Genomic DNA, 14,851 nt, shown 5'->3' with positions numbered 1-14,851 from the left:
ACGGGCTAGCAGTGGCAGGCACCGACTCCGGAGTTCACCCATGTTTGCCCTGATCGCCGCCCTGACCCTGGCCCCGCCCCAGGACCCGACCCTCGCCGCGCCGGACGCTGCGGTGGGAGCGGTCATTGACCGGATGCACGCCGCTGCCGCGACAGCAGACGGCGCAACCTATTTCGCCCAGTTCACGCCCGATGCCCGTTTCATCGGCACCGACGCCGGCGAGCGCTGGTCTCTGCAGGCGTTCCGCGCCTATGCCGAACCCTATTTTGCCCGCGGCCAGGGCTGGACCTATGTGCCGCACGACCGGGTGGTGACGATCGCCCCGATCGCCTGCCGCTGCGTGGCCTGGTTCGACGAGCGGCTGGACAATGCCAGCTATGGCGAAACGCGGGGCTCGGGCGTGCTGCGCCTGACCGAGGACGGCTGGAAGATCGAGCAATATGTGCTGAGCTTCGCCGTGCCCAATGACGTGGCCCGCGACGTGGTCACCGTCATTCGCGGTCAGCCAGGCACGCCCGACTGATGGAATTCTCCGAGGAAGCCTTCGTCCTGTCGGCCCGGGCGCACGGGGACACCGGCGTGGTGGTCGAGTTGCTGACCGAGGGGCATGGTCGACACGCCGCCTACGTCGCGGGCGGAGCCTCGCGCAAGATGAAGCCCTTCCTGCAGCCCGGGGCCCGGGTCATCGCCGACTACCGGGCGCGGACCTCGGATCATCTGGGTTCGGCGCGGCTGGAGCCGGTAGGCGAGGGGCCCAGTGCCCTGTTCGAGGATTCCATGGCCCTGACCGGCCTGGCCGCCGCCGCCGCCGTGGCCCAGGGCGCCCTGCCGGAGCGCGAGCCGCATCCGGGGGCCTTCCTGGCCTTCGAGGCCCTGATGGCGGCCTTTGCCCTGCCCGAGGTGTGGCCGGCGATCTTCGTGCGGTTCGAGGCTGGCCTGCTGGAGGACCTCGGCTTCGGCCTCGACCTGTCCAGCTGCGCCGTCAGCGGGACGATGGACGATCTGGTCTGGGTCAGCCCACGCACCGGCCGGGCGGTCAGCCGCGACGCCGGCGCGCCCTATGCCGACAAGCTGCTGGTGCTGCCGCCCTTCATGCTGGGGGCCCAGGCGGGACTGGGACCCGGCGACGTCGGAGCCGGACTGGCCCTGACCGGGCATTTTCTGGAACAGTTCGTCTTCCACCCGCAGAACCGGCCGATCCCGTCGGCCCGGGTCTGGATGCTGGACAGGCTGGGAGAGACGGGGCGGCTGTAGGCTAACGAGCGCCGATTCCGGAATTCGATCGTACCCGGAACAAGCGTAGCCATTCGGGCACGCCGGGCCGCAAAGCGGTCCCAATTGCGCGACGTCACACAAAGCCGGCACGGCCGTCGTCGCTTTGTCTTGGCCGCTAAGTAGGGCGTTCCGGTGCGCAATCCTGTGCCAACCATCGGGGCTAAAATGAGTAACCATCGTCTTCTCATGGGCGTGTCAGCGCTCGCGTTCTCTCTCGCCGGCCTGGCATTCGCGCCGTCCGCCGCCTTCGCGCAGACCGGTACAGATGCCCCGCAAACGCCCTCCAGCCTGGACGACGTCCTGGTCTTTGGCCAGGGCCAGAGCCGCCAGCAGGCCTCGGTCACCGAGGCCATCATCGCCATGGAAGCCCCCGGCACCAGCCCACTGAAGGCGATCGAACGCCTGCCCGGCGTCAGCTTCCAGTCGGCTGATGCGTTCGGCAACTATGAATGGTCTGCCCGGCTCGTACTGCGCAGCTTCAACCAGAACCAGCTGGGCTTCACCCTCGACGGCGTGCCGCTGGGCGACATGAGCTACGGCAACCATAACGGTCTGCACATCTCGCGCGCGACCATCTCCGAGAACGTGGCCCGCGTCGACGTGGCCCAGGGCTCGGGCGCGCTCGGCACTGCCTCCAGCAGCAACCTGGGCGGTACCATCCAGTTCGTCAGCCGCCGGCCGACCGAGAATTTCGGCGTCGATCTGGCCGGCACCTACGGCAGCGAGAACACCAGCCGCGGCCTGGTCCGGATCGATACGGGCTCCCTGTTCGGCGATGACAGCCTGCGGGCCTCCCTGACCTATGTCGATCATCAGGCTGACAAGTGGAAAGGCTTCGGCGAGCAGAACCAGAAGCAGCTGAACCTGAACGCCGTCCTGCCCGTCGGTCGCGGCGAACTGTATGGCTTCTACAATACGTCCGAGCGTCGTGAGAATGACTATCAGGACATGTCGCTGGAGCAGATCAGCCGCCTGGGTCGCAACTGGGACAACAACTCCGACAACTATGGCAATGCCGTCACCAACGCCGACATCTATCAGGCCAATCCGGGCGGCGACTGCCCGCAACTGGGCGGTGGCTCGGGCACCAATGCCTACGTCGGCGGTGCCAGCTGCATCGACGACGCCTATTTCAACGCTGCGGGCCTGCGCGATGACACCCTCGCGGCCCTGACCTTCACCTATCCGGTCACTGATCACCTCGACATCAGCCTGACCGGCTACGCCCACAAGAATGAAGGCCAGGGCCTGTGGTGGTCGCCCTACGTCCCCACCCCGGCCGGCGCGCCTGACCAGACCGGCACGGCCATCGTGAACCCGAGCCCGATCTCGGTCCGCACGACCGAGTATGACATTGATCGTCGCGGGATCGTCGGTTCGGCCACCCTCGTCGTCGGCATGCACACCCTCGAGGGCGGCTTCTGGATGGAGAACAACGACTTCACCCAGGCCCGTCGCTTCTACGGCCTGGACCGGGTCGCCAACACCCGGAACTCGCTGGACTTCCTGGCCAACCCCTTCTTCACCCAATGGGCCTATGACTTCGCGACCGAGACCCGCCACTATTATCTGCAGGACACCTGGACGGTCACCGATGCCCTGACGGTCAATTTCGGCTTCAAGTCCCTTGCGGTCGAAAATACCGCCACGACCATCACCGGTGCCAACAAGACCGGTACCATCAAGGCGGACGACAATTTCCTGCCGCAGATCGGGGTCGCCTTCGAGGTGAATGAAGATCACCAGCTGTTCGCGTCCTACACCGAGAACATGCGGGCCTATGAGTCCTCCAATACCGGGGGTCCGTTCTCGGCCACCGCGGCGGGCTTCGCCGCCCTGCAAAACAACCTGGAGCCGGAAAGCTCGAAGACGATCGAGGCCGGCTGGCGCTTCCGTATGGACCAGATCCAGGGTTCGGTTGCGGTCTATGACGTCCGGTTCGAGAACCGCCTGCTCGGTGTCGCCCTCGGTGCCCCGATCCTGGGCCTGGGCAACGGCATCCAGAACGTCGGCGCGGTCCAGAGCCGCGGTTTCGAGGCCGCCGCGATCTGGTCCTTTGCCCAGAACTGGTCGGCCTACGGATCGTTCAGCTACAACGACTCGACCTACCAGGACGACGTCCTTGACGGTGCGGGAGTCCTGGTGGCCGCCACGGCCGGCAAGACCGTGCTCAACACGCCGGAAACCCTGGCCCGGGGCGAAGTGGCCTATGACGACGGTCACCTCTACGCGACCCTGGCCGGAGCCTTCACCGGCTCGCGTTTCTCCAGCTACCTGAATGACGAGTCGGTCGACAGCTACACCGTGTTCGAATTGACCGCGGGCTACCGGTTCCTCGACCGGGCCGACTGGCTGGACGGCACCATCGTGCAGCTGAACGTGACCAACCTGTTCGACGAAGACTACATCTCGACCGTCGGCTCGGGCGGTTTCCAGAACACGGCGGGGCGTCAAACCTTCCTGCCGGGCGCGCCGCGTCAGGCCTTTGTGACGCTGCGTCGCCGCTTCTAGGCGGTCTGGCAGGGACGGGGCGCATCCCAGGGATGCGCCCCGTCTTCCATTTTTTGATTCAAGCAGGGAATATGGACATGACCCGTCTGTCGCGCCGCCATTTGATCGCCGGAACCGCCGGTGCCGGACTCATGGTCGGGACCGCCAGGGCGGAGCCGGATCCCCACCCCCGGGCGAACCAGGCCCTGACCCGGATCGCCTTCGGATCCTGCGCCCGGAGCGACAAGCCGCAGCCGATCTGGGACGCCGTCCTGGAAACCCGCCCCGACCTGTTCATCTTCCTGGGCGACAACGTCTACCTGGACACCCGCGACCCGGTGGTGATGCGCCGCAAATATGCCGAGCTGGCGGCCCAGCCGGGCTTCCAGCGCCTGAAGGCCAGCGTACCGATCATCGCCATCTGGGATGATCACGACTTCGGCGAGAACGACGCCGGGGTCGACTATCCGATGAAGGAGGAGACCCGCCGGCTGTTCCTCGACTTCTTCGGTGAGCCGGCCGACAGCCCGCGGCGGACCCGTGACGGTATCTATACTGCCCATGTCTTCGGACCTGCCGGCCAACGGGTACAGATCCTGCTGCCCGACCTGCGCTGGAACCGGACCCCGCTCCTCCCGCTTGACCTGGGACCCCAGGAATATGACGACTGGGTCGCACATCGCGCGGCCGCCGGGCAGCCGACGCCGGGGCCCTATACCCGAAATCCGGAGTTGACGGCCACCCAGCTGGGCGAGACCCAGTGGCGCTGGCTGGAGGACCAGCTGTCGGTCCCCGCTGACATCCGCATTCTGGCCTCCAGCCTGCAGGTCGTTGCCGATTTCGCCGGTTGGGAAGGCTGGATGAATTTCGCTCACGACCATCAACGGCTGATTGCCGCGATCCGGGACCGACGGGCCAATGGCCTGTTCTGCCTGTCGGGCGATACCCACTATGGCGAGATCTCGCGCCTGGACGTGAACACCCCCTATCCCCTGTGGGACATCACCTCCTCCGGGCTGACCGAGGTCTGGCCGGTGACCCCGCCCAACGCCCTGCGTGTCGGGGAGGTGTTCCGCGACCAGAATTTCGGCCTGTTGACCCTGGGCTGGGGCGGCGAGAATCCGACCGTTCTGGCCGAAATCCGGGACGTGAACGGAGTCGTCCGACTGGAACAGGCCCTGCGCATCGGCGATCTCACCGTTCGATGAACCACCCGGGGGCCAGACCGCGCACCGGCCCTCGGCCGCGGTGGGGGACAAACGAGCCGATACGGGCGAATGTAGGCTGACGGGCTAGACTTCCGGCTCTGCTTCCCTGATTCGAAGGCCCATGACCGTTCACACTCCGACGCCCGAGGGCGGCCGCATTATCGATGAGCCGATGAGCGAAGCGCTGTCTCAGCGCTATCTGGCCTACGCCCTGTCGACGATCACCAACCGCGCCCTGCCGGACGTGCGCGACGGCTTCAAACCGGTCCACCGGCGCATTCTCTACGCCATGCACCAGATGCGGCTGAACCCGCAGGCGGCGGCCCGCAAATGCGCCAAGGTCGTCGGCGAGGTCATGGGCGGCTACCACCCGCACGGCGACGCCTCGATCTATGAGGCCCTGGTGCGACTGGCCCAGGATTTCGCCCAGCGCTATCCGCTGGTCGACGGCCAGGGCAATTTCGGCAACATCGACGGCGATAGCGCCGCCGCCATGCGCTACACCGAGTGCAAGCTGACCTCGGCGGCGACCCTGCTGCTGGAAGGCATCGATCAGGATGCGGTCGATTTCCGCGCCACCTATGACGACCAGGACGAGGAGCCGGTCGTCCTGCCCGCCGGCTTCCCCAATCTGCTGGCCAACGGTTCATCGGGCATCGCCGTCGGCATGGCCACCTCGATCCCGCCGCACAATGTCGGCGAGTTGATCGATGCCTGTATGGTGCTGCTGGAGCGGCCCGAGGCGACGACCGGGGAACTGGCCACCATCGTGCCGGGACCCGACTTCCCGACCGGCGGTGTGGCGGTCGAGGGCCATGCCTCGATCCTCGACGCCTATGAGACCGGGCGCGGGGGCGTGCGTCTGCGGGCGCGCTGGGAGACGGAGGACCTGGGTCGGGGCGTGTGGCGGATCATCGTCACCGAGATGCCCTACCAGGTGCAAAAGAGCCGGTTGATCGAGGCCCTCGCCGATCTGATCGAGCACAAGAAGGCCCCGCTGCTGGGCGATGTGCGCGACGAGTCGGCCGAGGACATCCGGCTGGTGCTGGAGCCCAAGAGCCGCACGGTCGAACCCGAGGTCCTGATGGAGAGCCTGTTCAAGCTGTCCGACCTCGAGGTGCGCTTCCCGATCAACATGAATGTGCTGGACGCCACCGGTACGCCACGGGTCATGGGGCTGAAGGCCTGTCTGCAGGCCTTCCTCGATCACCGGCGTGACGTGCTGGTGCGGCGCTCGCACTGGCGTATCGACCGCGTCGAGAAGCGGCTTCACCTGCTGGAAGGTCTGCGGATCGTCTTCCTCAATATCGATGAGGTGATCCGCATCGTCCGAGAGGAGGAGCAGCCCAAGGCGGTGCTGATCGCCCGGTTCGGCCTGTCCGAGCTGCAGGCCGACTTCATCCTCGACACCCGGCTGCGCCAGCTGGCGCGGATCGAGGAGATGACGATTGAGAACGAATACAAGGCGCTGGCCGAAGAACTGGCGGCGCTGCAGGCCCTGTCCCTGTCGCCGGCCAAACAGTGGAAGACGATCGGCAAGGAGCTGGAGCTGGTGCGCAAGGCGCTGATCTCTCCGCGCCGGACCACGATCGCCGAGGCCGTCGACGCCTCGGCCTATGCCCCGGTCGAGGCCTTCATCCCGCGCGAGGCCATCACGGTCATCCTGTCCGAGCGCGGCTGGATCCGGGCGGCCAAGGGCAAGGTCGAGGATCCGTCCGAGCTGAAGTTCAAGGAGGGCGACGCCCTGGCCTTCCTCGAGCCGGCCTTCACCACGGACAAGATTCTGGTGGCGGCCTCGGACGGCCGCATCTTCACCATCGGGGCCGACAAACTGGCCTCCGGTCGCGGGCACGGCGAGCCGCTGCGGCTGATGATCGATCTCGACGAGAGCGCCGGCATCATCGCCGTCCTGGCGCATCAGCCGGGCGCGAAACTACTGGTGGCGTCGAAGGCCGGTTACGGCTTCATCGCGCCGGAAGATGACCTGCTGGCCCAGAAGCGCGGCGGCAAACAGGTGCTGAACGGCGACCTGCTGGCGGCGCTGCGGGTCAGGGGTGATTATGTCGCAACCCTCGGCGAAAACCTGAAGGCGCTGATCTTCCCGCTGGCAGAGCTGCCCGAAATGGGACGCGGCAAGGGGGTCAAGCTGCAGACCTACAAACAGGGCGGGCTGCAGGACCTGACCGTATTCGACGCCGAGACCGGACCTGAGTGGGCCGACGGCGGCGGGCGGCGCCGCAACTGGCCCGACTGGAAGGACTGGCTCGGCAAACGCGCCGGGGCCGGCCGGATGGGGCCGCGGGGCCTGCGCAAATTCCGCTAACGCCCGCAGGTGACGCCGATTTCATTAGAGGCGCGCCGCCGGACGCGCGATACTGTCAGTTAAAGTCTGGAGGACCATTCATATGACCACCCTGATCGTCGTCGGCGTCATCGTCGTCATCCTGCTGTTCGTCATCGTTGGAGCCTACAACCGGCTGGTGGCGCTGGATCAGTCGGCCAACCAGTCGTTCGCCGACATCGATGTGCAGCTGAAGCAGCGCCAGGACCTGATTCCCAATCTGGTGGATACGGTCAAAGGCTATGCGACCCATGAGAAGAGCACGCTGGACGCCGTGATCCAGGCCCGCAACGCGGCGACCTCGGCCGATTCGATCAACGACAAGGTCCAGGCCGAGAACATGCTCAGCGGCGCGCTGGGCAAGCTGTTCGCCCTGTCGGAGGCCTATCCGGACCTCAAGGCCAACACGAACTTCCTGCAACTGCAGGCCGACCTGTCGGACATCGAGAACAAACTGGCCGCCGCACGCCGCTTCTTCAACAATGCCGTCAGCGAATTCAACGCCGTCCGTCGCCAGTTCCCGACCGTGCTGTTCGCCGGCCTGTTCGGCTTCGGCTCGGACAAGCCGTTCTTCGACGTCGGCGACGGCGAGCGGGCCACGATGTCGGCCGCCCCGCCCAAGGTCAGCTTCTAGGAGGCTTGAGCCTTGGCTGCCGTCGGACTCAAGACCCATATTTGGGCCAATAATACCCGGTCAGCCCTGCTGCTGGCCGGGTTTCCCGTCCTGCTGATCGGCATCCTGTACGGGGTGCAGCTGATCCTGATGGGATTGGGTATGATCGCGGGCACGGGCGGCAGTCTGGGCGACGATATGGCCCTGGCCGGTGCGATGCTGGGCTGGACCGTGCCGATGGCCTTTGTCATCGCCGCCATCTGGTTCGCCATCGCCTATTTCGGCAGCCAGACGATGATCGATGTGATCACCGGAGCCCGAAAGGTCGAGCGACGGGACGAGCCTGAACTCTATAATCTGCTCGAAAACCTGGCGATTTCGCGCGGGATGCGGACGCCGGCGCTGCGGATCATCGAGACGCCGGGCATGAACGCCTATGCCTCGGGCCTGCACGAGGGTCGCTATAGCGTCACCGTGACCCGCGGCCTGATGCAGGCGATGGACCGAGATGAGCTGGAGGCGGTGCTGGCGCACGAGATGACCCACGTCATCAACAAGGACGTCCGCACCATGGTGATCGCCTCGATCTTCGCGGGCATCATCAGCGTCATCGCCGAACTGGTGGTGCGCGGCATCTTCTTCTCGCGCGGCGGTAGCCGGGACAACAAGAACGCCGGACCGCTGATGCTGATCGGTATCGCCATCGCCGCCGTCGGATTCGGCCTGGCCCTGGTGATCCGCATGATGCTGTCGCGGACGCGGGAATATGTGGCCGACGCCGGTTCGGTGGAGCTGACCAAGAATCCGGATGCGATGATCGCGGCCCTGCGCAAGATCGAGGGCCGCTCCAATGTGCGCGCGCCCGACGAGGTCCAGCTGATGTTCCTCGACAACCAGCCCGACGGGCGCGGGCTGGAGGGGCTGTTCGCGACCCATCCATCGATCGACAGTCGCGTCGCCGCCCTGGTCGAATTCGCCGGCGGTCGGGATCCGGGTCCGTGGCAGGCCCCGGATCAGGAACCTGGCCCGGGGCCCGCACCGGGACCCTGGGGCGCTTCACAGCGGGCGGCTGCACCGCCACCGTTCGCAACCTCGGTTCCGTCGACCCGCTGAGACGGTCGGCCTAGCTGTCTACAGGGGGCACTGCGGGCGTGTCCGTATGAACCGGCAAACGCTGCCAGCCGGACCGGGTCAGGGCGTCCATCGGCCGGAAGCGCGCCTTGTAGTCCATCTTCTGTGAACCCCGGACCCAGTAGCCCAGATAGACATAGGGCAGGCGCACGATGGCGGCCTGACGCAGATGGTCCAGGATGGCGAAGACCCCGAGGCTGCGCCGTTCCAGATCCGGGTCGAAAAAGCTGTAGACCATCGACAGACCGTCCCCGAGCAGGTCGGTCAGGCAGACCCCGACCAGATCGCCGGGCCCGCCGTCGGGCGAGGGCAGGCGGTATTCGATCAGATGGGTCCGTACCGCCGTGTCCTCGATCATGGCGACATAGTCGAGCCAGCCCATGTCGCTCATGCCGCCGTCCGGATGGCGACGATGCAGGTAGCGGCGCAGCAGGTCGAACTGTTCGGTCGTGGCCTCAGCCTCGACCAGATCGCGGGACAGATCGGCGTTGCGGGCCAGCACCTTGCGGTGGGATCTTGAGAAACTGAATTCCCCGACCGGCAGCCGAACGGACACACAGGCGTCGCAGGCCTCGCAGGCCGGGCGGTAGGCGATGTTCTGGCTGCGGCGGAACCCCGCCTGGGTCAGTTCGTCATTGACCCAGGCCCCGTCGCTGAACGGCAGGTTGGCGAACACCTTCCGCTCGGTCTGGCCCGGCAGATAGGGGCAGGGCGCGGTCGCCGTCATAAAGAAGCGAAGCTGGCGCTGGGGGATATGCTGGGTCACGGCCCTAGGTCCACACCGGAATCCGACGAGATTTTGACAGCGGACCGTTCATGGTCAGATCAGGCGACAGCTTGCCGTCCGACGCAAGCCGGTTCGCGCGCCAGCCGAAGCGCGCCCGGGTCACAGGCTGGTGTCCGAGGGCAGGACCGGGGCTTCGCGCAGCAGGACGATGGCGATGCGGCGGTTGCCGGCCAGGGTGGGGTCATCGGGATACAGGGGATCGGATCCGGCCTTGCCCGAGACCTGGTAGACCCGGTCCGGATCGACCCCGGCCGCCTGCAGGATCACGCGCGAAGCATCGGCCCGCTCGGACGACAGGGCCCAGTCGGCCGGGCGGGTGGCCCGGTTAGAACCGGGGGCGGCGCTGGTGTGGCCGGTCACCGAAATCCGGTTGGGCAGCTGGTTGATAACCCGGGAAATGGCGCGCAGCAGGATCTGGGCCCGGGCATTGGGACGGGCGGAATTCTGTTCGAACATCGAACGGCCCTCCTGGTCGACCAGTTGGATGCGCAGCCCCTCGGGGGTCTGGTCGACGATCAGCTGTTTCGACAATTCAGCCAGTTCCGGCATCGACTGCATGGCCTGACGCAGGGAGGCGGCGGCACTGGCGAAGTCCGCGGCCTCGCGCCGGGCGATCTCCTCGCGCAGGTCGGACTCACTGGCGGCGGCGAGATTGCTGCTCTGGCCGGCTTCCGGCGGCGCATCCTGCGGGGCCTCGGGCGCGAGCTGGGTGACGACCGACATGGCACCGGAGCCCTTGGCCCCGTCATCACCGAGCGAGGTGCCACCGAGGATACCACCCGAGCCGGAGGTCGTCTGGGACACACTGGCCGGGGCGAAATATTCGGCGATACCGCGCTTCTGCTCGGGATCGGTCATGTTGATCAGCCACATGAGCAGGAAGAAGGCCATCATCGCGGTCACGAAATCAGCGTAGGCGACCTTCCAGGCCCCGCCGTGGTGGCCACCGCCAACGACCTTCTTGATCTTCTTGATCAGGATGGGACGGTCGCTCATGGACATGGTCAGGCTGCTCTTAACGCTGTTCGTTAGCCGTAAAATCCGCCCTCGACGTTAAGAACCGGTTTTCATTTCACGACCATGCACTGATCGGACGTCAAAGGTGCCAATGCCCTTGCCCGGGACGGGGGGCTCGCCTAGTCGTGGGAGGTGACCCAGACCCCCATCGCCCCCCCCTTTGACCTGACCGAGTATCGCAAGGCGCTGGGCGGATTCGCCACCGGCGTCTGCGTCGTCACGACCCAGTCGGACGACGGCGGGATCGGGATCACGGTCAACTCCTTCACCTCGGTATCGCTGGATCCGCCGCTGGTACTCTGGTGCCTGGATGACAGCTCTGACCGCCACGACCTGTTCGCCGCCGCCGGGCGATTCGCCATCCATGTCCTGCCGGTCGATGACCGCGAGATGTCGGACCGGTTCGCCTGGGGCAGCTGCCGGCTGAGTCCCGACGAGTTCGACACCACCAATCCCGAGCCGCCCCGGCTGCGCAATGCCTTGGTGCGGCTGGACTGCACGGCCCACGACCGGATCCGGATGGGCGACCATCTGGTCATCGTCGGTGCGGTACAGGCCGTCGAGAGCCGGGCCGGGGACGCCCTGACCTATTTCCGCGGCCGCTACGGCACCGCATTGGAGCCGCAGACATGAAGATCGCCTTTGCCGGACTGGGTGTCATGGGGGCCCCGATGGCCCGCCACCTGCTGAGCGCAGGCTATACGGTGACGGGCTTCAACCGCTCGTCGGCCAAGGCCGGGGCCTGGACGTCGGCGACCGGCGGGGCCTGCGCGCCGACGGTGGCGGAAGCGGCCGCAGGGGCAGACCTTCTGGTCCTGTGTGTCGGCAATGACGACGACGTGCGCCAGGTCGTCACCCAGGCCCTGCCGCATCTGGCCGCCGGGGCGGTGATCGTCGACCACACGACGACCTCGGCGACGGTGGCGCGCGAGATGGCGGCGCTGGCCCTGGAGTCGGGCCGGTTCTTCATCGACGCCCCGGTGTCGGGCGGTCAGGCCGGGGCCGAGAACGGCCAGTTGAGCGTGATGGCCGGCGGCGATGCCGATGCCCTGGCCCGGGTCGAGCCCGCCGTGCTGGCCTATGCCAAGGCCGTCAAACATATGGGGCCGTCCGGGGCCGGACAGCTGACCAAGATGGTCAACCAGATCGCCATCGCCGGCGTGGTCCAGGGCCTGGCCGAGGCGGTGCATTTCGCCAAGGCTGCCGGTCTGGATACCGACGCCGTCTATGACGCCATCTCCAAGGGCGCGGCCCAGAGCTGGCAGATGGACAACCGCTGGAAGACGGCGGCCAGGGGCGAGTTCGACTTCGGCTTCGCCGTCGACTGGATGCGCAAGGATCTGGGCCTGGTGCTGGACGAGGCCCGGGCCAATGGCGCGACCCTGGACATGACAGCCCTGGTCGACGGCTACTACGCCGAGGTCCAGGCCATGGGCGGCAACCGCTGGGACACGTCCAGCCTGAAGGCCCGCCTGAAACCCTGAGACCGGGAAATCAAACATCGCCGGCCAGCCATCCGGCGGCCTTGAGCTCCGCGATCCTGGCGCGGGCGACCGGAGCCTCGAGGCCCGAGGTCAACCTGAGCCGGAGATTGCGCCCGTCGTGGATGACGCCCCGAACGGCCTGACGCGCCACCCACCAGGAGCGATGCACCCTCAGGCCATCGATAGGTCCGACGTCGGCGATGGCCCGGGTGAAGGGCATCAACACGAGCACTGAGCCTTCCAGCGTATGAAGGCGAACATAGTGATCCTCCATCTGCAGGCAGAGCAGGTCCCGCCCGAGCCGTCGCGGCAGGCGATCCAGGATCCGGGCCGCGCCCGCCTCAACAGGGACCATCGCCGGCGCTGCGGGGCCGGTCAGCCATCCCGCCCGGGAATGGGCCGCGACATAGAGAGCCAGAAGCACCAGCTCGACCAACAGGGCCTGACCATACCACTCGGTCCAGCCGACAGCCTGACGGACACCCGGCCAGAGGCCGATGGCGATGACCCGCGACAGCAGGCCCAGCGGAACGGTGATCGCCACGGCGACGGCCGGGACCCAGGCCCAGGCCGGCAACCCCCGACGCCGCGCCGGGGGCCAGGTCCAGCGCACGGCCGCGCCGATGACCACGCCGCTGATCAGGCACAGGCACATCCAGTAGGCAACACGCTGCGGCAGGGCGTCGTTGAAGAAGGTCCCGAACGGCCCGACGACGCCGAGGATCACACCGGCCGCCGCGAAGCCCGACAGGTCGATCACCCAGGCCCGGGTCGTGTTCATCGACTGCATCGTCGCATCCCTCATGGACCAACTATAGCGATGAGGTCGGCAAGCGGAACCATTCGCCGCCACACGAACCCACTCGCCCGTTGGCGAAAACCGACTGGCGATGGCGCGTCGGAGAGGGACAGTCGGGCCAGTCCAAACCGGAGACTTCCATGCGCCTTCCTGCTTCCAGCCCGCACCTTCTGGCTGCGGTGCTCGCCTTCGCCCTGATCGGGGCCGTGCCGGTCACGGCACGCGCCCAGGCCGATGCCCCTGATCAGCTGATCCATTTCGCCGGTCCCGACGGGGAGACGATCGAGGGGGGCGTCTGGCTGCCGGCAGGTTCGGACGATGGGTCGGCGCGACCCCTGGTGGTCATTTCGCACGGCAGCGGCGGCTGGTACGGCGGCCACGCCGACACCGCCGAGGCGCTGGCGGAGGCCGGCTTTGTCGTCGCCGCCCTGACCCATCCCGGCGACAATTTCCGGGATCAGAGCCGCGGCCTGCACCTGACCGGGCGGGCACCCCAGCTGAGCCGCCTGATCGACTATATGACCGGCCCCTGGGCGGGTCCCGTCACGGTCGATCCCGAGCGGGTCGGGGCCTTCGGCTTCTCGGCCGGCGGCTTGACGGTGACGTCCATCATCGGCGGGGTTTCGGACGCGCAGATGATCCTGGCTCACTGTGCAGCCCATCCGGAGGTCTTCGCCTGTCGGCTGGTGGCGGCGCTCGGCGGGCTGGACCTGACGGACTGGCAGCCCGAGACTCGCGACCTGCGCGTCAAGGCCGCTGTCATCGCCGCCCCGGCCCTGGGCCTGTCGTTCACAGATGAAAGCCTGACGTCGGTCATCCTGCCGGTACAGCTGTGGCAGGCGGCTGACGACCAGATCCTGCCGTCCCCCTACAACGTCGAGCCCGTGCGGGACCGGCTGGGGCGGGCTCCGGAGTATCACCGCGTCGACAGGGCCGGCCACTATGACTTCCTGACGCCGTGCGGCCCGGACATGCAGGCCGTTGCGCCTGAGTTGTGCGCCTCGGCACCTGGTTTCGACCGCGCCGCCTTCAAGGTCGGGTTCAACCGGGAGGTCGTGCGATTCTTCAGACAGGCCCTGGCCCAGGCTTCCGCCCCCCGGGTCGCCCGGCCAATACCGTGACACCGGATTGACCCGGCCGGGTTGATCAATTCCATCCGGAGGTTCAGGCCATGGAGGGGCAGGCGGGACCCCCGCGGAACTGGACAGGGAGCAGGCCGATGCGGATCACGACAGGATGGATGGCGGGGGCGGCGCTGGCGCTGTGGGCCGGTTTGGCCGGGGCCCAGACCCCGGTACCGGTCGAGGGGGACTATCGCACCCGGGAATTCGCCCTGGAATCGGGCGCGGTCCTGCCCGAGCTGACGATCCACTACCGCACCCTGGGCACGCCGGCGCGTGACACCACCGGCCGGATCACCAATGCGGTGATGATCCTGCACGGCACCGGCGGGACGGGCGCGCAATTCCTGGTGCCGCAGTTCGCCGACGAGCTGTACGGACCCGGCCAGCCTCTGGACCTGACCCGCTACTACGTCATCCTGCCCGACAACCTGGGCCACGGCGGCTCGTCCAAGCCCAGCGACGGACTGCGCGCGGCCTTTCCCGAATACGACTATGCCGACATGGTCGAGGCCCAGCGGCGGCTGCTGGTCGAGGGGCGGGGGTCGATCACCTGCGGCTGATCTTCGGCACCTCGATGGGCTG

The 14,851-nt window shown here is 67.2% G+C and carries 14 protein-coding genes; 11 read left to right on the top strand and 3 right to left on the bottom strand.

What is annotated here, in order from left to right; all coding sequences use genetic code 11:
- The first annotated feature begins 40 nt into the window (after positions 1 to 40).
- The 7 genes from PSV00_RS05375 (at position 41) to PSV00_RS05345 (ending at position 9,040) form a co-directional block, all read left to right on the top strand.
- Positions 41 to 523, top strand: coding sequence for a nuclear transport factor 2 family protein (locus PSV00_RS05375; protein WP_300445471.1), 483 nt, complete (start codon positions 41 to 43; stop codon positions 521 to 523).
- A complete protein-coding gene (recO, locus tag PSV00_RS05370) occupies positions 523 to 1,254 on the top strand; it encodes a DNA repair protein RecO (protein WP_300445470.1) in 732 nt (243 codons plus the stop codon). Before PSV00_RS05375 ends, recO begins: the two co-directional genes overlap by 1 nt.
- 186 nt (positions 1,255 to 1,440) lie before the next feature.
- Positions 1,441 to 3,786 (top strand): TonB-dependent receptor, encoded by a 2,346-nt coding sequence (locus PSV00_RS05365; protein ID WP_300445469.1) that lies wholly within the window; start codon positions 1,441 to 1,443, stop codon positions 3,784 to 3,786.
- A 77-nt stretch (positions 3,787 to 3,863) separates the two neighbouring features.
- Complete coding sequence (locus PSV00_RS05360; protein ID WP_300445468.1) at positions 3,864 to 4,973, top strand: alkaline phosphatase D family protein; 1,110 nt, start codon at positions 3,864 to 3,866, stop codon at positions 4,971 to 4,973.
- Positions 4,974 to 5,094: 121 nt separating this feature from the next.
- On the top strand, positions 5,095 to 7,296 hold the full coding sequence (parC, locus tag PSV00_RS05355; RefSeq protein ID WP_300445467.1) for a DNA topoisomerase IV subunit A: 2,202 nt from the start codon (positions 5,095 to 5,097) through the stop codon (positions 7,294 to 7,296).
- 82 nt (positions 7,297 to 7,378) lie between these two features.
- Positions 7,379 to 7,948 (top strand): LemA family protein, encoded by a 570-nt coding sequence (locus tag PSV00_RS05350; RefSeq protein ID WP_300445466.1) that lies wholly within the window; start codon positions 7,379 to 7,381, stop codon positions 7,946 to 7,948.
- Between the two features lie 12 nt (positions 7,949 to 7,960).
- Positions 7,961 to 9,040, top strand: coding sequence for a M48 family metallopeptidase (locus tag PSV00_RS05345; RefSeq protein ID WP_300445465.1), 1,080 nt, complete (start codon positions 7,961 to 7,963; stop codon positions 9,038 to 9,040).
- Between the two features lie 10 nt (positions 9,041 to 9,050).
- On the opposite strand, the gene PSV00_RS05340 is transcribed toward PSV00_RS05345, so the two are convergent.
- Together PSV00_RS05340 and PSV00_RS05335 are read right to left on the bottom strand one after the other, a co-directional pair.
- Positions 9,051 to 9,824 carry an arginyltransferase gene (locus PSV00_RS05340; RefSeq protein ID WP_300445464.1) on the bottom strand — a complete coding sequence of 258 codons (774 nt, stop codon included), beginning with the start codon at positions 9,822 to 9,824 and terminating at the stop codon, positions 9,051 to 9,053.
- 120 nt (positions 9,825 to 9,944) lie between these two features.
- The gene (locus PSV00_RS05335; RefSeq protein WP_300445463.1) at positions 9,945 to 10,847 is read right to left on the bottom strand and encodes a flagellar motor protein MotB; all 903 of its coding nucleotides are present in this window, start codon (positions 10,845 to 10,847) and stop codon (positions 9,945 to 9,947) included.
- 147 nt (positions 10,848 to 10,994) lie between these two features.
- On the opposite strand from PSV00_RS05335, the gene PSV00_RS05330 reads away from it, so the two are divergent.
- A complete protein-coding gene (locus PSV00_RS05330; RefSeq protein ID WP_300445462.1) occupies positions 10,995 to 11,495 on the top strand; it encodes a flavin reductase family protein in 501 nt (166 codons plus the stop codon).
- A complete protein-coding gene (locus PSV00_RS05325; RefSeq protein WP_300445461.1) occupies positions 11,492 to 12,346 on the top strand; it encodes an NAD(P)-dependent oxidoreductase in 855 nt (284 codons plus the stop codon). The genes PSV00_RS05330 and PSV00_RS05325 overlap by 4 nt, the downstream gene beginning before the upstream one ends.
- Positions 12,347 to 12,356: 10 nt before the next feature.
- Here PSV00_RS05325 and PSV00_RS05320 read toward each other — a convergent pair whose 3' ends face one another.
- The gene (locus tag PSV00_RS05320) at positions 12,357 to 13,136 is read right to left on the bottom strand and encodes a LytTR family DNA-binding domain-containing protein (protein WP_300445460.1); all 780 of its coding nucleotides are present in this window, start codon (positions 13,134 to 13,136) and stop codon (positions 12,357 to 12,359) included.
- A gap of 149 nt (positions 13,137 to 13,285) precedes the next feature.
- Here PSV00_RS05320 and PSV00_RS05315 point away from each other — a divergent pair, with 149 nt between their 5' ends.
- The gene (locus PSV00_RS05315; protein ID WP_300445459.1) at positions 13,286 to 14,266 is read left to right on the top strand and encodes a dienelactone hydrolase; all 981 of its coding nucleotides are present in this window, start codon (positions 13,286 to 13,288) and stop codon (positions 14,264 to 14,266) included.
- Positions 14,267 to 14,364: 98 nt separating this feature from the next.
- Positions 14,365 to 14,829, top strand: a complete 465-nt coding sequence (locus PSV00_RS05310; RefSeq protein WP_300445458.1) for an alpha/beta fold hydrolase — start codon at positions 14,365 to 14,367, stop codon at positions 14,827 to 14,829.
- Positions 14,830 to 14,851 lie beyond the last annotated feature (22 nt).

Source organism: Brevundimonas sp. (genome assembly GCF_029945885.1).
GTDB lineage: Bacteria > Pseudomonadota > Alphaproteobacteria > Caulobacterales > Caulobacteraceae > Brevundimonas.
The sequence above is the reverse complement of the archived record's forward strand: the minus strand, read 5'-3'. Positions and strand labels throughout refer to the sequence as shown.

Excerpts from the sequence above, each read along its gene's own strand:
- PSV00_RS05320 (WP_300445460.1), bottom strand. The coding sequence starts at position 13,136 with ATGCAGTCGATGAACACGACCCGGGCCTGGGTGATCGACCTGTCGGGC.
- PSV00_RS05335 (WP_300445463.1), bottom strand. The coding sequence starts at position 10,847 with ATGTCCATGAGCGACCGTCCCATCCTGATCAAGAAGATCAAGAAGGTC.
- PSV00_RS05350 (WP_300445466.1), top strand. The coding sequence starts at position 7,379 with ATGACCACCCTGATCGTCGTCGGCGTCATCGTCGTCATCCTGCTGTTC.
- parC (WP_300445467.1), top strand. The coding sequence starts at position 5,095 with ATGACCGTTCACACTCCGACGCCCGAGGGCGGCCGCATTATCGATGAG.
- PSV00_RS05365 (WP_300445469.1), top strand. The coding sequence starts at position 1,441 with ATGAGTAACCATCGTCTTCTCATGGGCGTGTCAGCGCTCGCGTTCTCT.
- PSV00_RS05375 (WP_300445471.1), top strand. The coding sequence starts at position 41 with ATGTTTGCCCTGATCGCCGCCCTGACCCTGGCCCCGCCCCAGGACCCG.
- PSV00_RS05310 (WP_300445458.1), top strand. The coding sequence starts at position 14,365 with ATGCGGATCACGACAGGATGGATGGCGGGGGCGGCGCTGGCGCTGTGG.
- PSV00_RS05325 (WP_300445461.1), top strand. The coding sequence starts at position 11,492 with ATGAAGATCGCCTTTGCCGGACTGGGTGTCATGGGGGCCCCGATGGCC.
- recO (WP_300445470.1), top strand. The coding sequence starts at position 523 with ATGGAATTCTCCGAGGAAGCCTTCGTCCTGTCGGCCCGGGCGCACGGG.
- PSV00_RS05315 (WP_300445459.1), top strand. The coding sequence starts at position 13,286 with ATGCGCCTTCCTGCTTCCAGCCCGCACCTTCTGGCTGCGGTGCTCGCC.
- PSV00_RS05360 (WP_300445468.1), top strand. The coding sequence starts at position 3,864 with ATGACCCGTCTGTCGCGCCGCCATTTGATCGCCGGAACCGCCGGTGCC.